Below are 19,607 nucleotides of genomic sequence, written 5' to 3' on the forward strand. Positions count from 1 at the left end.
TTAGTGCTAAATTAACATCAATAGCTTCTTAAGCTTATTATAGCGTTAATTCAACGTAAAATTGACTTGGTCAATTTGATCGCTGAAAAGCAGTGCCTGAGAAAGTTTCAAGTTTTTGGAGAGGTCTAATACTTGGTGATAGAGGGATTTTTCTAGAACGCCTTTGATCCAAAAGTTTTTGACTTTAGTGAGCAATGCCTGACGGTTGCGGTATTCTTGGCGAGTTAATTGGGTTTCTGGAACAGATTGCTGCTGATTAAAAATCTTAAACAAGATGTTGTTAATCTGGCTGTTCTCCCCTTGAATGGTTTGGTTACTATTTCCCTGAACTGCCCGATTTTTCTCACCTTGAACCGCCCGATTTTCATCTCCCTGGATAGCCCGATTGTTATCACCTTGGATAACTGACATATCCTCACCAACCTGAAAAGCTTCAACCTGATGCGAATTCATCTGAGCATCAGGCTGTTGTGAGTCAGAATTCCGATCAGGTGACTGGCTCATGAGTTAGTTCTAGATACCTATAATGCGTGAAGCAGCAGCAGCACCAAACCAATCTGCCACTTTAAGCAGGATAGGCTTGGCTTTGTCCCAGAGGGTTTTACCCGCATCAACTTTTCCACTGGCTGTTTCCAGGGTTTCTGCCACAGTCTCCAGGTTGGCGAGTGCCAATTCTTTCTTAGGTTCTTCCTCTTCTGTGGCTTTTTTTGCGGCACCAAGGTACATGGTTGCTTTTTCTTTGATATCCTCTGGTAGCTCTGCCCCTCGTACCAACTTATCCAGCTCTACTAATAACTCAATAACCTGCTCTTTTGTTAGCGGTTCTTCGGTTGATGCAGTACCTTGACCTTGGTTTATTTGACTATTGTCACCTTGAATGGATTGGTTACTGTCACCTTGAATACCTTTAATCTTGTCACCTTGAATACCTTGACTATCTTCACCTTGAATGGCTCGGTTATTGCTACCTTGTAGGTTGCTGACCTTACCACCTACGGAACTACCTACAGAAAATCCACCGGGATTGTTTGTCATAATGCCTATACTTGTGTGTTTGTCTAAGAGCTAGGATGCTGTAGTCGCTATATTGTTCATATTACAGAGGTTTTAGGGAGCATGGGGATATATAAGACAGGTAAACAATCCTGTAGACCTCATAGTTATGAAAAACGCTCACTAAGAAAACTTCAGTCGGGAAAGGATATACTTCACTAATCTTTCCCATTGCTCACTGGATATGCCAGCTTTTTTGAGATTTTCAGCTGTTATATCACCTCCCCATCACAAACATCTGGTAGAGGAGGATGCGATCGCTTTTAGCGGAAGCTGAGGCCTTTGGGCCAATCGCAAAACTCCAGCAACTGTCATCCCTGCTTCACTTCAGGTGCGGTCGGAGCTAATCCGAATCACTTAACAAAAATTTAAATGTCATGGTTTTCCCATGACCATAAGCTATTCCCATAGGGTGCGCGTAGCGCATTAGCTGATAGCTTACCCCTTGAATTATTCTTAATCTTTCTAGACAAATGATTTTAGCTGTAATCAAGTCCCGTCGGACATTGATAACCTTAACAGTTACAGTTGCCATTGTATTAATTTCACTCAAGGCAGCAAGTGCAATACCATTGTTTGGTGCCGGTGCTTCATTTCCCCAACCCCTTTACCAGCGTTACTTTTCCCAATACCAACAAGAAACCAGCGTTAATGTAAATTACAGTACCATTGGCAGTGGTACTGGTATTGAGGAATTCATTAACGAGTCTGTTGATTTCGCTGGCACTGATATGCCCCCAACCGATGAGGAAAAAAGTCAGATGAAACGGGGCTTGCAAATGGTGCCAACAGCGGGGGGAGCTGTGTCAGTCATTTACAATCTCCAAGGTGTAGTGACTTCTGTCAGACTATCTCGCGATACTTTAGGGAAAATCTTTACTGGTCAAATTGGTAATTGGAAGCAAGTTAACACTTACCTGCCCAGAAGAGACATCAAAGTTGTTGTGCGCTCAGATAGTAGCGGTACCAGTTTCATATTCACCAAGTACTTGAGTGCGATTACCCATGGTCTGATCAAACCTAGCCCAACACCAGATTGGGGCTTCAAGGTCTTCTCAAGCCGTCCTCAAAATGGTGGAGTAGCTGGGGAAGTGCGGCGGATTGACGGTGCCATTGGCTATGTAGAGGCTAATTATGCTGTAGAAAACAACTTCCCTAGCGCTAGGATTGAAAATCAAGAGGGTCGCTATATCAAGCCTAGCCTTGACCAAGCCAGTAAAGGGCTGGTCAATGTGGAGTTTAACCAGGACTTCACCCTCAAACTTAACGATCCAGCCGATGGTTATCCAATTGTGGGTCTAACTTGGCTGCTACTGTACCAGAAGTACCCCAATCAGGCCAAAGCCCAGGGGATAAAAGATATGGTTAATTGGATTCTCACTAAAGGTCAGGACCTCAACGGGGAACTAGGGTACACCAGGATTCCAGAGGATATTGCTCGCCAAGCCATTCAAGCAGTGAATCAAAACATCACCGTTGGTTCATAGTAGTGGAGTAGGGTGGGTTATTGTAACGGGCAAGATGCCCGTTCCACCAAGATGCCCGTTCCACCAAGATGCCCGTTCCACCAAGATGCCCGTTCCACCAAGATGCCCGTTCCACCAAGATGCCCGTTCCACCAAGATGCCCGTTCCACCAAGATGCCCGTTCCAGCCACCGGGTCAAACAGCTTTAATGAGATGCACCCGGTTTACACCAAGCACAGTAAAGTTAGTCCCTGGTTCAATAGGTAAATAGTATCAACCTGCCACCCTTAGAGGGCATTTCAATTTGAAGGTTGTTGCCTTGCACATCCTTACCATTGAATTCGTATATAACGTCTGTGGCCCGGACGCTCCTCCTAATCACAGTAGGCTGGAAGTCAGGTAGCCAGACTCTTAGACCTTTGAGTACTGGTGGGGGTACCTGACTCTGGTCAATTTCTTCTTCAACCTGCTGAATTTCCCCAATGGCATTGACATCCACTTCAAAGCGGTTACCCTGGGAGTTCTGACCACTCAGTCCATAGATTAGCTTGCCATCAGCCCCAATCTCGATTGCTGCATCCGTGGGTGAGACACCAGCAGCAACAGTGGCCGCAGTGATAGCAGGAGCTGGCACTTCAGAGATAGAAATCTCCTGATATATCCCCCCAAAGCTTTGGGCAAATCCCTTGCCAGCTGGGAGACTAAGTGCAAGGAATGAAACCAGTGTCAAGCTAAATTTTCGCAGTAAACTCATCTCCATGTCACACCAAAAAAAAGTTTGCTTTCTTGTAAAATAGCATTAAACTTGGCTTGGAGTTTTCTGGTACAGTCTCTGATGAAAGAAATTTGATTACCCACTTGATTGCCCACTTGATTGCCCACTGATAACGCCAGTAAAATTGGCGAAACTTTAGACTTTAAATGGTCGTCATATAAATTATATGATGATTAACGCGATCGCGTAATCTCTAGGATTAAGAATACTGACAATTGTAAGACTAGAATAAATGTAAGCTATCAGCTATCAGCTATCAGCTTAAGCGCTACGCGCACGCTACGCGAACAGCTATCAGCTATTGGCCGTAGATCAGGCTAGGCCAACATTTTATGCGCTACAGATGGTGCTAATCGAGGTGCTTTTTAATAAAATAAGTTCACGGCTGACGGCTGACGGCACCTCAAGTAGCGTGGCCAAAGGCCAACGGCTGACGGCTGAATACTTACGAATAAATTAAGGATACATTAATGATTGGCTATCAATTTTTTTGGCAAAAGGTTTTAACAGCAACAGCAGTAACCCTAACCGTTGGCTTTGGTTCTATCAGTGGTGCGATCGCTCAATCCTTCACTGGCGCGGGAGCTACATTTCCTGAACCCCTTTATCGCCGTTACTTTAGAGAATACCAAGAAGAAAAACAAAAAGAACAAACAGATGTAAAGTTCAAATACAGTGCCATTGGCAGTGGTGGTGGGATTAGACGATTTCTCAATCAGTCCGTTGACTTCGGAGCGAGCAATGTGATTCCAACTCCTGTAGAGAGAAACTCCATGAAACGGGGTTTGTTGATGGTACCAACGGCTGGGGGGTCTTTGGCTGTCGTTTATAATCTTCAAGGGATAACCACCGATGTTAAGCTATCCCGAGAAACTCTCGGTAAAATCTTCACAGGTCAAATTTCTAATTGGAAGCAGGTTAACTCCCGCCTACCGAACCGGAAAATCCAAGTAGTTGTCCACTCAGGCAGTAGCGGCACTAGCTTTATTTTTACTAAATATTTGAACGAAATTACTAATGGCAGAATCCGAGCAAGTAAAAGACCTAATTGGGGCTTTAAGGTCTTCTCTAGTGTTCCGGGAAATGCAGCAGTAGCTAGCGAAGTTAGGCGAATTGACGGTGCCATTGGCTATGTACCGGCGAGTTATGCTAAACAGCTTAACCTACCGATGGCCAGGCTGGAAAACCGAGCTGGTCGCTACGTCAAGCCTACCGTTGATCAAGCCAATAAAGCCCTAGGCAATGTGCAGTTCAATGAGGACTTCACCATCGAAAATATAGATGACCCAGAACAGGGTTATCCAATTGTAGGTATAACTTGGCTGTTTCTCTACGAAAAGTATCCTAAACCAGAACTAGCCCAAGGGGTTAAAGACCTGATAAATTGGATTCTGACTGAGGGTCAAGACTTGAACGAAGATCTACAGTACACTCGGATACCCGAAGATGTTGCTAATCGAGCCATCGAAGCTGTGAATAACAACATCAGGGTTGTTCCATAGAAGGACAAAAGTCAAAAGTACTTTGGTATCGGTGTATCGCTGTTATCGGTGTGGTATAGCCTTCGAGCTTTTATAGCACTACGCATTAAGGTGTTTGACATAGATAAAAGCTGAAAAGCTCTTGTAGTTAACTTTTGCCTTTTGCCTCTTGCCAATGCCATTGCGCGTAGCGCTATACCTTTTATTTTTGTTGTGTGAGGAGAGTTGTGAAAAAATTTTGCGGTGGATTACCACTGACACCGATAGTACTTGGTGTCCATTTGGTAACCATTACCCCCGCTATGGCTGATAGCGAACCAGAAACCTTGACTGCCATAGACCCTAAACCATCACCAGATAGGTCAGATCTTAATCCCAGACCGAAATATATAGCGCGAGAGTACTTAAAAACTCCCCCAAAAACTCCTCAGTTAACCGACCAATTCCACGATGAACTGGAGTTTAAGACTACTACGTCTATTCCTAATTATGGGATATCGACAGCTAGCTTGACTAGTCTGGAGTCACCGCCAGACCTAGAGATGGCAGACACTGTGAGTAATCCGTCTATGGGTCAGGTAGCACCGATTTCTAAACTATTAGACATGCCATCTACCCAGACTAACTCCAATAGTCTAGATAATAGTCCAGATAATAGTTTAGATATATCCCAAAACTTAGGTGTGACAGACCCGTTGAGTAATGGACCAATGGAGCGGGTAACACCAGTTTATGAACTGTCTGATGTCCAACCTACGGATTGGGCTTACGAAGCACTACAGTCTTTGTTGAAGCGCTATAGATGCCTGACTGGTTACGAGGATGACACCTATCGCGGTAACCGTGCCCTGACTCGCTACGAGTTTGCTTTTGGCTTGAATTTTTGCCTAAATCGGGTGAATGCCATGATTATTGGTAAAACAGCCAACTTGGTAACCGAAGCTGATTTAGCAGCAATGCAAAGGCTACAAGAAGAGTTCAGTGGTGAATTAGCTACTGTACAGGCTCGGGTCGATAACTTGGAAGGGCGAGTGACTTTCCTAGAAGACCATCAGTTCTCGACTACTACTATATTGCGTGGGAGTGTAGATATTGCTCTAGCTACTGGCTTTGGCGGGAAAAAAGCAGTTCCTTCTGGTCAAAGCCCAACAGAAGATTTTGATGATACTAATACTCTGTTGGGAGGCCGGGCAATTCTCAACTTCGACACCAGTTTCACCGGTCGAGACCTTTTGCGCACTAGACTTCGGGCAGGGAATACCAGTAATTTTAGCACTGGTTTCACCGGTACAGCCATGACCAAGTTTGGTTTTGCCACTAATACCGGCAATGATGTTAAATTAAACCAGCTGTTCTATCGGTTTCCCCTAGGTAATAAAGGTCTGGTATCTATAGCAGCAGCAGGTCAGGGAGCAACTGCTTTGATTCCCGCCCTCAATCCAGCATTTTCCATTTCCAGTTTTGGATTCAATAATTACATCTACGACTTGGGTTTTGGTGCTGGTGCTGGAATCTACTATCAATTCAATGACCTGATTGCTACTGGAGCAGCCTATTACACTGGTTCTGCCTCTAATTCAGACTTTGGACTGTTCAATGGTGCCTTTGGTGCTTTGGCTCAGGTGACCCTTACTCCCTCTGATCGTTTTGGTATGGCCTTGACCTATGTCCGGTACTACTCTCCTCAAACAGCCAATACTGCATCGTTTCTCGGTAGCCAATTCGCTCAATCTCCCTTTGGCTCAAATACAGCCACCTCATCAAATAGCTTGGGTGTATCCACTAGCTATCGATTTAGCGATCGCTTTACCCTAGGCGGTTGGGTTGGTTATAGCAATGCGATCGCAGAATCCTCAAGCATTAGCAATAACAATGGTTTCGATGTTTCAAGCGGATCAGAAGCAGATATTTGGAGCTGGGCAGTTACCGCCGCTTTCCCAGACATCGGAAAATTAGGCAGCCAGTTGAATCTAATTGTTGGCATGCCTCCAAGACTAGCTAGTAATGATGTTGCTGGTCGTCGCGATCGCGATGTATCATACCATCTTGAACTGTCTTATCGCTACCCACTGACTGATAGAATCTTTATCACTCCTGGTGTTTTGGTGATTGTCGATCCAGAACACAATGATGAAAATGATACCATTGGGATTGGAGTACTCCGAACCCAGTTTAATTTCTAGAGGGTTGGTCTATTACTATTAGATCACAAAGCGGTTGAGAGTGACCGCCACCCCATAGTCATGAACCCTCTCATCCGTTCACTGCGCGTTGCTTTAGCTGACCGAGACGATTACTTTGTTGGGGGCAATATGTTTGTTTACCAAAAAATTTTGGTCTAAAGCCCCGTCCTTATAGGACGGCTTTTTATTAAGACTTTGTATTGACAGTTTGTACTAAGTGTGCTACTATAAAATTATAAACTATAAATTAAAAGATTAGATAGATATTATCTAACAATAAGTAGACAACGTAAAAAATATGCAAAAGAGTGCAGATTGCGTGATTCGGTCTAACGACTTGAACGTCTATGAAAAATTTAGATAAAAAAAGTACCTATCTATCTATATAAAAAAAATAAGGTACGGTGGGGCACACCGAAACCTAGATTCATTATCTAAACGCTTATGGAGAATTGTCCTCTACTTTTTTTGGTTCCGACCTGATCAAGCAAGACAGCTCGTTGAAGTAAGAATCCCCGTTATTATAGGACGGGGAGTGTCAATTCAGTAGTGAACAAGCACGAAACCGGGACTTTCGCGGGCCAGATTTATTTGTAGTATTGAATGTAGACGGTAGCCGATAACCCCTGGGCTGGGTAGTATGGGAAGAACAGGGTCGCTACCCAGATGTAATAATCGAGATGATGTCCCCCTCCACAAAGCAAGTTGATACAGGTAAAAAGAAGAGCATTTACTGCCAGACCTTCCGCACTCCAAATTATTTTGTCTACCAACCCTTTGACCCAGATTCATTGCAAGGATGGTATTTAGATATAGACAATGGCTACCAGGAGCTAACCCCAAATGAACAAGGGTGGCTATGGTGTCAGCCCTTAGTCTTGTGCTTGGGACCATGGTCTGGAACCATTGAAGACCGAGATGAGAATCTAGTTCCCTTACCAGAAGAATCAGCTGAGCAACGAGGTAAAAAATTAGCAGAACGACTGCGACAGGCAGGGATTGACCCAGATGAAATTTAAGCTGAATGGCCATAAAAAGTGCCGAGCTTACTGATTAACTGTTATAAACTAGGGGTTTTTCCGAATCACCTTTTCTCTTTTTATCCTTTTCCCCTTTTTCACAATTACTAATGACTAATATTAATTCAAACCCCAAAATTCGTATTGAACATCTGATTAAAATTTATGGAGAGAAACCCCAAGCTGCTCTCAAAATGTTTCGCCAAGGTGGTAGTAGGGATTCTATCTTAGAAAAAACCGGTCAAGTCTTAGGTATTGCCGATGTTTCTATGACCGTTAATAAAGGAGAATTGTTTGTGGTCATGGGGTTATCCGGTTCCGGAAAATCTACCCTAGCTCGCTGTATTAACCGCCTAATTAATCCCACCAGTGGCAATATCTATATCGATGATGAAGACATTGCCCATGTTGATGAGAAGCGGATGCGAGAGATTCGCCAGAGCAAGGTATCAATGGTGTTTCAGAGATTTGGATTATTTCCCCACAAAACAGTTGCAGAAAATGTCGGGTATGGTCTCAAGGTCCGGGGGATAGATCAAGCCAAACGCCGCCAAAAAGCCTTGGAAACCTTAGAAGTGGTAGGTTTATCCCAATGGGCGGATTATTTACCTTCTTCTCTGAGTGGTGGGATGCGTCAACGGGTAGGTTTAGCCCGGGCTTTAGCCACAGATGCCGAGATTTTACTTATGGATGAGGCATTCAGCGCCCTCGACCCCCTAATTCGGCGGGACATGCAGGATGAATTACTGCGACTCCAAACAGAACTGCACAAAACCATTGTATTTATCAGCCATGATATTCAAGAAGCCCTCAAGATGGGCGATCACATAGCAGTGATGAAAGACGGTTATATTGTCCAAATTGGCACACCAGAAGAACTGATTAACCAACCAGCTGACGACTACATCAGTGCATTCATCCAAGATGTTAACCGCGCCCAAGTCCTAAAAACTGGGTCAATTGCTCGTCAAACCCCTGCCTTAGTTCTTACAGAAAACTCTGCTAGGGCTGGACTGGAACAGATGATAGACCATCACCTCCAACAAATGTATGTTGTCGATGCACACAGCAAACCAGTTGGAATTGTCAAGAAACAATGGCTCGAAGCAGTCCTCCAAAAAGGCAGTGAAGATATTACTGAAGTGATGGAAACAGATTTCCCCACAGTCAACGCTTCCACCCACCTAGAAGATATATTTCACCTCTACCGAGATGGACTTCCTGTTGCTGTAGTCGATACTGACGGTACATTCAAAGGAATGGTGGAACAGTCTGATCTTATCGCTAGTATTGGCAAACCTCAAAAGCTTCTCCAAGACAACCTAGCTGAATACTGAATGCTGAATACTATTAAGTTAAGCTATCAGCTTAAGCGCTACGCGCACGCTACGCGAACAGCTTAAGCGCTACGCGCACGCTACGCGAACAGCTATCAGCTGATGCCCTACACCCATGCTAAGGGAACAGCTTTTGAATCAAAGAGGTAAGCATTCGAATAATGCTGAGTTACGGAAAGCTGATAGCTGATAGCTGAATGCTGAAAAACTAAATATCTAGATAAATTGACAATCTATACTAGAAGAGTGTTGCTTTGAATAGTATTGTGTTCAATTATTTAATTCTATCCCTTAATAATATCGCAACAAGCCAAGTCGGTCTAGATATTATCTTGAATCCCTTTGAGCTTTATACCTTACCCCTTGACGAGTGGATTACCGCAGTAGTTAATTTCCTAGTTGACAACTTCCGTCCCTTCTTTCAAGCAATTAGCTTGCCCATTACCTGGACTCTGGAAGGGATACAATCGCTATTCCTATCCATTCCTCCCCTAATTTTTCTGATTATTCTGGCTTTGATAGTATGGCAAATTGCTGGCGGAAAAATTGCTATTTATAGCCTTATAGCCTTGACCTTGATTGGTTTTTTTGGAGCTTGGGAACAAGCCATGACTACCCTGGCGCTAGTGGTGACAGCTGTAGTCTTTTGCGTGGCGATTGGCATTTCCTTTGGCATTGCCTGTGCTAGTAGCGATCGCGTCGAGAAATTCCTGCGACCCCTGCTTGATGCCATGCAAACCCTGCCGTCATTCGTTTATCTTGTCCCAGTGGTAATGCTGTTTGGCATTGGTGCAGTCCCCGGAGTAATCGCTACTTTAGTCTTTGCTGTTCCCCCCCTGATTCGCTTGACCAACCTAGGCATCCGACAAGTATCTACAGAAGTTGTCGAAGCTGCGATCGCATTTGGCTCAACCCCAAGACAAATGCTTTGGGAAGTGCAAATTCCCCTAGCAATGCCAACTATCCTAGCTGGAGTCAACCAAGCGATCCTATTAGCACTATCGATGTCGGTAGTGACTTCTATGATTGGTGTCGGGGGATTGGGACAGATGGTCTTACAAGGTCTCGGTCGGGTGAATGTCGGACTGGCTGCTGTGGGAGGATTAAGCATCGTTCTGATTGCGGTGATGCTCGACCGGATCACTCAAGTGGTGAGTCAAGGCAACAACCAAATCCCTTGGCTAGAGCGAGGACCCATTGGTTTTGTGCGTTTGAGGTTAACCAGTAAACCACGGACTGGGACTACTACTGTTGCTGCAATGGTTTTAGTGGCATTGCTTGTGGGTTTCATCAGCTCGCAACAAATTCCCCAAGCTACAACCGAATTAACCTCATCAGAAATAGCCCTACCTGGGAAAGGGGTGAAAGTACGCTCTACCTATGGTTATCTAGCCGATTCACAATTCATGACACACATCGTTAACACGGCTCTGGAAAAGCTCGGTTACGAGATTGAAAAACCCAAACAACTCCAGCCAACTACCAGCCACATCGCTTTGGGTAATAACGACCTCGATTTTACCGCTAACCACTGGGAAAAGTTGCACACAGAATTCTTTGAAAAAAATGGTGGCGACAAGAAATTAGAGCGAGTTGGGGTTATTGTTTCTGATCTGTTGCAAGGGTATCAGATTGATAAAAAAACTGCTGAAAAATACAAGATCACCAATTTAGAGCAACTCAAAGACCCTAAAATTGCCAAACTCTTTGACTCCGATGGAGATGGTAAGGCAAATTTAGCCGGTTGTATTCCCGGTTGGGGATGTGAGTTAGTTATTGAGCATCACTTAGATGCTTATGGGCTCAGGGATACTGTCGAACACGACCAAGGAGAATATAGCGTCCTAATTGCGAATAGCATTGCTCGCTACAAACAAGGAAAACCAGTCCTATACTACACTTGGACTCCTCTGTGGCTGGCTACGGTATTAAAACCAGGTGAGGATGTGGTTTGGCTAGAAGTTGCCCAAACCAATCTACCAGAAGCCCAGAAAGGGTTGACAGAAAAACATACTTCAATCGATGGTAAAAATCTCGGATTCGCGGTGGATCAGATCCGCTTTGTGGCAAACAAAAAATTCCTAGCAACTAACCCAGCAGCCAGAGACTTGTTTGAGCGATTTAAGATGCCGATTGAGGAGCTTAATGCTGAAAGCTTACGGGCCAAAAAGGGGGAAGATAGCCCAGCAGATATCCGTCGCCATAGCCAAGAATGGATTAAAAAGAATCAAAAGTTGTTTGATAGCTGGCTTGAAGAAGCTAGAAAAGTTGGAGAAACTTCTGGAATTTGAGGTTTCCTATAATTTACGAGAACATTAATATTGTCAAGGTTGAGTAATTGGTATTTGGTAAAGGGGAATTGGTATTTGTGATTAATCCCGACCTTTTACCCTTTACCCTTTACCCTTTACCTGCAAGTATCTTGGGTCAACTACCAGACACTCACCTATCGGTTACATCCCCTTGAACGATCCGTTGCCCCATCTTCCAACTATCACAACTAATAACAGATTGCTATATTCCCAAATTATCCGGATTAACCTGATCTACCCAGTAAAAAGAAAGTGGTAGATGCACCCTGGTAAAGTCCTAGAGATAAACTCTGGGGCTTTTTTTATTTAGATACCGTATCCCACTGCTGATTATCGACTGGAACAACATCTGGCAAAGACCGACCGATCCAATACAGCCACCCTAAACCAGCAACTCCCAATGCGATCGCAACTAAACTGACCACTTGAGCAATGCGTAATGGACCGAGCATCAGACTATCCATCCGCAATGCCTCAATCCAGAAGCGACCAGTACTATAGGCGACCATATAAACTAGAGCCATCGTCCCTACCTTCAGATGGGGTTTGCGGCGTAAATCCCGAAAGAACAGAGTCATCAGTAACCCAAAGACCAATAAGTTCCACACAGACTCATACAGAAAAGTCGGATGGAAATAGTCAAAATTCTTAAAGCTTAGGGGACGCTGTCCTAGTGGAATATACAATTTCCAAGGCAAATCCGTGGGAGCCCCAAAGGCTTCGGAATTAAAGAAATTACCCCAACGTCCGATGGCTTGACCTAATATCAGGGAAGGAACTACTAGATCAACTAACAGCCAGACAGACAGTTTATTGAGGCGGGCAAAAATTATTGCAGCTAAGATACCACCCAAGATAGCGCCATGAATGGCAATCCCACCATTCCAAATCGCAATAATTTGGTCTGGACGCTGGGCGTATTGTTTCCACTGAAACAAGACATAGTAAAGTCTGGCTCCAGGAATCGCAGAAATCACCAGCCAGATAGCCAAGTCGCCCAACAAATCTGGGTTAACGTTACGACTCTTGGCTAGGTATTGGGAAAGGCTAACTCCAATTAACACTGCTGAGGCAATCAATAGTCCGTACCAGCGGATTGTTACCGGTCCGAGTTCAACGATTATTGGCCCGGGACTTGCAAATTGGAACCCTAGGGTTAGATGAGAGATTGCTTGCAGCATTGATTTATCCATAGGCAGCAAACCACAAATTTCATTGTAGTCTCCTACAGCATCGGTTAAGTCATCAGAAAACTAAGTAAATTGATGATGGGGTAATGGGATAATGGGATAATGGGGTGGTCAGGTGATAGAAATATCCTGTACAAGTGCTTGGTCTAGCTATTGCTAATTTTGTCAACTTCTATTACTTGACCAGCTCTCTAGCATTTCCTAATCTGGAGTGCGATGGTGGGAAGCAAAGGCTTAGATCAGCTTCTCCTATAACTGCTCAGCAGACAGTATAAATGGACTATATAGTTGTCAAAGTTTTGTGATTCCAAGAAATTAGCGTAACTTATCCATAGAAAAACCTTGACCTTCGGTCACGCTTTGCGAACAACCTTCTGACCTTGGCCAAAAGGCCACGCGATCGCTCGATTGCGGGACTCCGTCCATCGCGTTCAACCTACCCGACCAGGGACCCCAAAGGCCAACAACCAAATCACCTTCAACCCAAGATGAATTCCGAACAACTAGAATTAACTATAGGCTGGCTTTACCCTACCCTAATGAGTACCTACGGTGATCGTGGTAATGTCATCTGCTTACAACAACGAACCCAGTGGCGAGGCATTAGAGTCAATCTAATCCCCCTGGATCAGCAAACCCCTGCTGAGCAATTCTATAAAGTGGATATCTTCATGGGTGGTGGTGCTCAAGATAGACAGCAAGAAATTGTTATGCGAGACTTACAAGGTAGCAAAGCCAATGCCCTACAAGAAAAAATTGAAGCAGGTGTACCGGGAGTATTTACCTGTGGCTCACCTCAATTGCTAGGTAACTACTATGAACCCGCTCTAGGTAAGCGGATTCAGGGATTAGGGTTGCTGGATTTGGTCAGCAAGCATCCTGGCGTAGATGCTCGCCGTTGCATTGGTAATGTGGTATTTGAGATTACTGCATCACCCCTAGCCCAAGACTTAAAGGCTATGCTGGGGAAAAATCCAGTAGTGATTGGCTTTGAAAATCACGGTGGTCGTACCTATTTAGGTAATGTCGAACCCCTAGCTCAAGTGGTCAAAGGATATGGTAACAATGGGGAAGATGGCACAGAAGGAGCATTTTATCGAAATGCGATCGCAACCTACTCCCACGGTCCGCTGTTACCGAAAAACCCCTTTCTTGCTGATTGGCTGATCCAAACTGCCCTCAAGCAAAAGTATGATATACCAGTGTCCTTAGAACCACTGGATGATACCTTAGCAACCAAGGCAAGGGTGGCGATGTTTAAACGTCTTGCCCTGACTAACCTGAGTTGACTAGGACTAGTAGCAAGAAGTCGTGACTCTTACGGCTAATCGGTAATCGGTAATAGTAGAAATGTTTACCAATTACTAATCATCCACAGTCCCGACTTGAGTGGATAGCCCCTCAATGCCTCGTAAACGAATAAACTATTAACTATACCCCCTCCCAAGCACTTGAGCGAGGGATGAGGTTCTTTGACGGCGGTTAAAACCGCTGGTTTCGTAGTTCCTCCGCGCTTTAAAAAGCGGTGCGACCCCGGCGAGGTTCCCTCGCCATGGGAACGCGCACCAAGACAGACGCGGTTTCCCTACCCCGTAAAGTCAGATGACTGGAAAAGTAATCGATAGCAGTGCCACTGGAATTCTCATTCTAATCATCCCCTTCGCATTGGTGATGGTTCTGTTGCTAAAGGCATGGCCGATCGTACTGGCAATGCTAATCTTGATTATCATCATCAGGCTTTGGCAGCAATATCAATGGCAGAAGTGGACTCGGAAAGTTAATCCCTTCTTCAATCAACTGATTAAAGATAACCAAGGCTGTCTGACACCCATGGACTTGTCGATCAAGGCGGATATTTCTGGAACTGCAGCCAAACAGTATTTAGACAAAAAGGCAGAGGAGTTTGGAGCTCAGAGTAAAACCTATGATGACATTGGCACTGTTTATTACTTTCTGACTGCTAGCGCTCTCGGTAGTATCTTTGATCAGAGTGAACCCTCCTTCGACCCTGAAAGTGAATCCTCCTTCGAGCCTGAGAGTGAATCCAACACCAGTCAAGCAACCCCGTCTTTGGAACTACAGCTCCAACAAGATGAGTTCTCTAGCAATGACATCCCAAAACTGCAAGAAAATCCACGATCACAAGAATCTGTTGCCTCTAAACTAGCTGCCTTGACTGCTGACGCTTCAGGTGATCAAAAAAACCGGGTCAAAAAGAAGCAGGATAAGAAAGTTTATCAACCTCTGATCCAAGCCGAATTAGCCAAGCGACTGAATGTTCATGCCAGCACAGTTGGTAAACGTAAATCTGATGCCGACTTTTCACAATGGAGTCAAAGTAAAGATCCAGACGGAATTGCCTGGGAATATTCATCACAGAGAAAGGAGTTTTTGCCAATTGTGAACAATTAGGAAAATCTCGATAATTAGTTTGTTATTTGTCATCTGTACCGAATAACTAATGACTAATCAGCCAGCTTGCCACAATGATAAGTATTCAACTGTAAATTATATCATACTAGCAATGATATAATACTACCTAAGGTTATAAAAAGCTAGGAACTAGGAAATGGAATGAGCAAGTTCTGGCTGGGTTGGGGAATTAAACCTGTCCAGAGCATCCCATTTATTCAACAGTTGGGATTTTAGTTGTTCAAATTTGAGCTTTAGTATGCGTCTGCTGACTATGGGTTGAGCTATAGGTTGTGAGGTTTGACCAGTATTAGCCGACTCTTGTAACATTTGGCATTGTTGGGGTTTAAGCGTTACGGTCATTACCTGGTTACAGCGTTGTGGTTCTTCAGTGGAAAACAAAAGTAGTCGATAGAAGCCTTTATCTGCTAAGCAACGAGTAATGGTCTGAACTTTCGAGGTTTTCAAGTCTAGATAACAAGGGAGTAACCGAGAGTCCTGTGCTTTAGACTGAAGTACAGTAACCCATAGTAGCATCGGATGAGGCGAATTGATGAAGACAAATTGACTGTGGGGCTTGCTGAATAGATAATACTGAATTTCTTCTGGAGATAACATCAAGCATAAGGTGGCAAAATTTCCCAAGCTGCTTGGTAAAATTGCTGGAAATATAATTTTGCTAATTGGTTTATCCTGGGGCCAGGATTGCTGTAGACACACTTGTAACATTTTAACTCCTGATTATCTATTTATAGTCTAATAAACCTATGAATAGCATCATTGAAAACTTCCTAAGCTGAAGGCAGAATCAATGAAATATTCCCCGCTAACCGTTGATGCTGTTAATTGGTTAAACTTGACATGCCATAAGGTTTCAGGTAAACTATCTACGCTCCCTAAGAATGATAGTGATGAAATATTCAACGGGTAAGTAGATTGTTGAGCGACTACTTCCTTAACCCCATCCTTATAATTCTGGAAAAACTTATTATTTATCAGGGTTCCAGAGATAAAATTTTCAGTCATTGGGGGAATCCCATTGACAAACATCAGGCAGGTAGTGAGAGCAGCTGCTTCGATAAAGGTTCTCCAATAACGATGGTTCATAAGTATAGTTAAGTTGATTGAGATATAGAAATAAGGCTTACTAGGATCCCAATTCAGTAATCAATGGCGGTCGTTATCCTAGGGTTATTCATGGTTCACAGTCCTCTTCACCGAACGCCTAAAGTGTACGAAAAATTACTGAATTGATGCTATAGTTTAAGGATGAAGTTTGGATGTTTGCGATTGCGTTTTTGTTGTGTTTGAGTTGATGTATACCAATCACTCACCAGAAATGGAAGAGGGTGAAAAGGGAAAAGGCTTGCAGGCAAAATCGATATCTTCTTGCCTGACGTTTAACATCATCTTTTGTCCGAGAACAACCAACGGTCGGACTGGGAGAGTGGGATAGAATAAAATATATAGCAGTCGCCAGGGCAGTTAGGACATGACAAAAGTCTCACACCCTTTGTAAGCGATGCAGAGGTGCGACCCGTGGCGAATTTAATTCGCCAACGGAAAGCGCACCTAAGCGGTCTTGGGGGTTTCCCCCACTCGCTATTGCATCAAGAAGCGCAAGAGTTTGACTTCTGACAAATGACTTCTGACAAATGACTTCTGACTTCTGCTATAGCAATCCGATTTGAGTTGTGAAACACCAGAAGAGGGGGAGAGGGGTCTGAGACCGGAAGTGGAGGAAGAGAAGTAAGAATCTCACCATGGGTTCTTTTTCACAAATGATTGAGGATTTCTATATACTTCTGACCCCATCACCTGATCACGTCATCACCCCATCACCCCATCACCCCATCACCCCCTCTGATCAAAAATTTCCCATTGTGATCCGTTCGTTGTGGCTCTTGACCTATTTTTCGGGAAATCTATAGGTGAGTGTCGAAAGATTTTTCAGTAAATTAAGCTTGAGCTATGGCAAAGCGATCTCTCCAGGCATCTCCAGACGGCATCAGAAAAGCCAAACAGGCTTTTGAACGCAAGGGATGGACACAAGAATATTTTGCGGGTGAAATCGGCATAGAAACTCGCCAACCGATTTGGAAGTTTTTTGCCGGTAAACCCGTTGACCGCCGCGTTTTTAGCGAAATCTGCTTTCATCTGGATTTGGAGATGGAAGAGATTGTCGCTATACCAGAAGATGCTCAGATAGATGCAGAACAGAAAGCAGCTGAGGACAAAAGTAGAGTTGATGCCATCGTCACCAAAGTGCGATCGCACTACCATGACAAAATTCAAAATCAGTGTGGCACTCTGCGCCTATTAGATATTGCTCGACCGGTGAGTTTAGATCACATCTACGTAGATGTGAATATTCTCGAAGAAATCACTAGTCAACGATGGTTGGAAATTGAGGATTTGCAAGGCTTCCCACCGGAGGAATTTGACCGCTTGGGTATAGGCAAAGTGCGCCGGGAAAGCATACCAGGAGTGCAAGCGGTAGAACGCTATCCTAAAATGATGGTGCTAGGTAAACCTGGCTCTGGGAAAACCACCTTTTTGCAATATCTGGCTATTCAGTGCAATCAAGGAAATTTTCAATCGGATCGGGTTCCGATTTTGATTCGATTGAAAAACTTTGCCGAGGATGCTATGATCGAATGTAGTTTTAGCCTATTTAACTACATTAATCAAGAGTTCCAAAGTTGTGGTATTTCAGAACAAGATATTGAAACTATCCTCAGCTATGGCAGAGGCTTGATCTTAATGGATGGCTTGGATGAAGTCCCGGAAACTGCCAGTAATCAAGTTATTCAACAAATCCGCAAGATTTCAGAAAAGTATTACAAAAATCAGCTGATCATCACATGTCGTATTGCAGCTCAACAGTATCGATTTCGGGGATTTACTGAGGTTGAGATTGCTGACTTCAAACCAGCACAAATTCAACACTTTGCTAAAAAGTGGTTTGTGGCGATAGCAAGGAATGACCCAGAATCAGGTTTGGAGAAAGCATCTCTGTTTATCGAGCAGATGAAGCTGCCAGAAAATCAGCAAATTAGAGAACTAGCAACAACACCAGTCTTGCTGAATCTAGCCTGTCTGGTGTTTCAAACCAAAGCTGACTTTCCTGTTAAACGCTCTGATCTTTACCAGCAAGGACTAGACTTACTACTGATTCGCTGGGATGAAGCCCGGGGTGTTAAGCGAGATGATATTTATCGTAATTTATCCTTGCCCCACAAGCTAGAATTACTTTCTCAATTAGCAGTTATCACCTTTGAGCAAGGGGAGTATTTCTTTGAAGAAATTCGGCTGCAACAATTAATTGCTGATTATTTACGGAAATTACCAGCAACTCAAAGCAACCAGGCAGCTTTAGAATTAGATAGCTTAGCAGTACTCAAATCTATCGAGGTGCAGCATGGACTATTGGTAGAGCGGGCACGACGAATTTACTCATTCTCTCATCTGACATTTCAAGAGTATTTTACCGCCAGAGCGATTGTGATCGGCAATGGGATGTCTTTGTTACAGCTAGTCGAACACCTACAGGAGAAACGTTGGCGGGAAGTATTTTTACTCACAGCACAAATGTTGCCAGATGCTGATGAGCTATTGTTGCTGATCAAGCAACAGGTTAATCGGTTAGTCTGTGCAGAAATGGTGTTTGACTCAGTCAAACAGACACCAGGCGTTATGGCTTTAGATGATACCTTGAGCAAGTTCTTGAACTGGATCGAGATCAAATCCCTCGACATCGATACTCCCTACAAGCCAGCAGCAGTGCGTGCCTTTTACATGACCCTTGCCCTTCCTCCTAACCATCCTCTTTCCCGGAATCAAGCCTTAGCTTTGGCTATTGATCACAGACTAGGAGGGGAGTTGGGTAGTGAACTTGCCCTAGATTTAGCCTTAGATCATGCTTTAGCTGTTGCCCAAGCTATGACACCAGAACTAGTTTACGACCGACTCAGTGCTCTTTACCTTGCCCTTGACTTGAATCACCTGACTGGGATTGAGTCTATAGGAGACTATCTAGAGAAGCTTAAAAATCAGCTACCTGACCTAGATGATGACGACCGAGATAGTATTCAACAATGGTGGCAAAGTCATGGTCCGGAATGGTTATCACAATTAAGGGCTTTGATGATTGAGCATCGTAATATGGGTCACCAATGGGATTTGAGCAAGACATCCCAAGATTGGTTAGAGCAGTATAGTCGTGCTAATCACTTGCTAGTAGAGTGCCTCAATAGTAATTGTCAGCTGAGTCTGACGGTGCGCAAAGAAATAGAAGATACGTTGTTTTTGCCGCTGTGCCACTCGTAATTGATCCCTCACGGTCGATGTTGACCTGAAGGGGTGAAAAGTAGCTTCTC

General features: G+C 44.1%; 16 protein-coding genes and 1 pseudogene. 10 read left to right on the plus strand and 7 right to left on the minus strand.

Annotated elements, in window-relative coordinates:
• Positions 1-45 precede the first annotated feature (45 nt).
• Together F6K63_RS20095 and F6K63_RS20100 are read right to left on the minus strand one after the other, a co-directional pair.
• Complete coding sequence (locus F6K63_RS20095; RefSeq protein ID WP_287312993.1) at positions 46-504, minus strand: hypothetical protein; 459 nt, start codon at positions 502-504, stop codon at positions 46-48.
• A gap of 9 nt (positions 505-513) precedes the next feature.
• Complete coding sequence (locus F6K63_RS20100) at positions 514-1,035, minus strand: hypothetical protein (RefSeq protein WP_287312994.1); 522 nt, start codon at positions 1,033-1,035, stop codon at positions 514-516.
• A gap of 491 nt (positions 1,036-1,526) precedes the next feature.
• On the opposite strand from F6K63_RS20100, the gene pstS (F6K63_RS20105) reads away from it, so the two are divergent.
• A complete protein-coding gene (gene pstS / locus F6K63_RS20105) occupies positions 1,527-2,540 on the plus strand; it encodes a phosphate ABC transporter substrate-binding protein PstS (protein WP_008177852.1) in 1,014 nt (337 codons plus the stop codon).
• Here pstS (F6K63_RS20105) and F6K63_RS20110 read toward each other — a convergent pair.
• On the minus strand, positions 2,524-2,718 hold the full coding sequence (locus F6K63_RS20110; protein ID WP_287263103.1) for a hypothetical protein: 195 nt from the start codon (positions 2,716-2,718) through the stop codon (positions 2,524-2,526). The genes pstS (F6K63_RS20105) and F6K63_RS20110 overlap by 17 nt on opposite strands.
• Positions 2,719-2,775: 57 nt before the next feature.
• Positions 2,776-3,249: a hypothetical protein gene (locus tag F6K63_RS20115; protein ID WP_137985690.1), complete on the minus strand. Its 474-nt coding sequence runs from the start codon at positions 3,247-3,249 to the stop codon at positions 2,776-2,778.
• 515 nt (positions 3,250-3,764) lie between these two features.
• Here F6K63_RS20115 and pstS (F6K63_RS20120) point away from each other — a divergent pair.
• The 5 genes and pseudogenes from pstS (F6K63_RS20120) to proX all read left to right on the plus strand — a co-directional run bounded on the left by pstS (F6K63_RS20120) (position 3,765) and on the right by proX (position 11,605).
• A complete protein-coding gene (gene pstS, locus F6K63_RS20120; protein ID WP_287312995.1) occupies positions 3,765-4,796 on the plus strand; it encodes a phosphate ABC transporter substrate-binding protein PstS in 1,032 nt (343 codons plus the stop codon).
• Between the two features lie 206 nt (positions 4,797-5,002).
• Positions 5,003-6,958: an iron uptake porin gene (locus tag F6K63_RS20125; RefSeq protein ID WP_287312996.1), complete on the plus strand. Its 1,956-nt coding sequence runs from the start codon at positions 5,003-5,005 to the stop codon at positions 6,956-6,958.
• Positions 6,959-7,500: 542 nt separating this feature from the next.
• Positions 7,501-7,977 (plus strand): annotated as a pseudogene (locus F6K63_RS20130) (Uma2 family endonuclease); the annotation flags it as partial.
• 110 nt (positions 7,978-8,087) lie between these two features.
• The gene (locus F6K63_RS20135) at positions 8,088-9,314 is read left to right on the plus strand and encodes a quaternary amine ABC transporter ATP-binding protein (protein WP_287312997.1); all 1,227 of its coding nucleotides are present in this window, start codon (positions 8,088-8,090) and stop codon (positions 9,312-9,314) included.
• Between the two features lie 266 nt (positions 9,315-9,580).
• Positions 9,581-11,605 (plus strand): glycine betaine/L-proline ABC transporter substrate-binding protein ProX, encoded by a 2,025-nt coding sequence (proX, locus tag F6K63_RS20140; RefSeq protein ID WP_287312998.1) that lies wholly within the window; start codon positions 9,581-9,583, stop codon positions 11,603-11,605.
• Positions 11,606-11,928: 323 nt separating this feature from the next.
• Here the strand turns inward: proX and lgt are convergent, their stop codons facing one another.
• Positions 11,929-12,807, minus strand: coding sequence for a prolipoprotein diacylglyceryl transferase (lgt, locus tag F6K63_RS20145; RefSeq protein ID WP_287313024.1), 879 nt, complete (start codon positions 12,805-12,807; stop codon positions 11,929-11,931).
• Positions 12,808-13,304: 497 nt separating this feature from the next.
• Between lgt and F6K63_RS20150 the strand changes: the two genes are divergently transcribed.
• Together F6K63_RS20150 and F6K63_RS20155 are read left to right on the plus strand one after the other, a co-directional pair.
• Positions 13,305-14,105 (plus strand): type 1 glutamine amidotransferase, encoded by an 801-nt coding sequence (locus F6K63_RS20150; protein WP_044491798.1) that lies wholly within the window; start codon positions 13,305-13,307, stop codon positions 14,103-14,105.
• A gap of 313 nt (positions 14,106-14,418) precedes the next feature.
• The gene (locus tag F6K63_RS20155; RefSeq protein WP_008177664.1) at positions 14,419-15,228 is read left to right on the plus strand and encodes a hypothetical protein; all 810 of its coding nucleotides are present in this window, start codon (positions 14,419-14,421) and stop codon (positions 15,226-15,228) included.
• Positions 15,229-15,378: 150 nt separating this feature from the next.
• Here F6K63_RS20155 and F6K63_RS20160 read toward each other — a convergent pair whose 3' ends face one another.
• Both F6K63_RS20160 and F6K63_RS20165 read right to left on the minus strand, forming a co-directional pair.
• A complete protein-coding gene (locus F6K63_RS20160) occupies positions 15,379-15,957 on the minus strand; it encodes a hypothetical protein (RefSeq protein ID WP_287312999.1) in 579 nt (192 codons plus the stop codon).
• Between the two features lie 48 nt (positions 15,958-16,005).
• Positions 16,006-16,335 (minus strand): hypothetical protein, encoded by a 330-nt coding sequence (locus F6K63_RS20165; RefSeq protein WP_008177667.1) that lies wholly within the window; start codon positions 16,333-16,335, stop codon positions 16,006-16,008.
• Positions 16,336-16,991: 656 nt separating this feature from the next.
• Here F6K63_RS20165 and F6K63_RS20170 point away from each other — a divergent pair.
• Complete coding sequence (locus F6K63_RS20170; protein ID WP_154659631.1) at positions 16,992-17,159, plus strand: hypothetical protein; 168 nt, start codon at positions 16,992-16,994, stop codon at positions 17,157-17,159.
• A gap of 40 nt (positions 17,160-17,199) precedes the next feature.
• A complete protein-coding gene (locus F6K63_RS20175) occupies positions 17,200-19,557 on the plus strand; it encodes an NACHT domain-containing protein (protein ID WP_287313000.1) in 2,358 nt (785 codons plus the stop codon).
• Positions 19,558-19,607: the final 50 nt, after the last annotated feature.

This window comes from Moorena sp. SIO1G6, assembly GCF_010672795.1.
Classification (GTDB): Bacteria; Cyanobacteriota; Cyanobacteriia; order Cyanobacteriales; family Coleofasciculaceae; genus Moorena; species Moorena producens.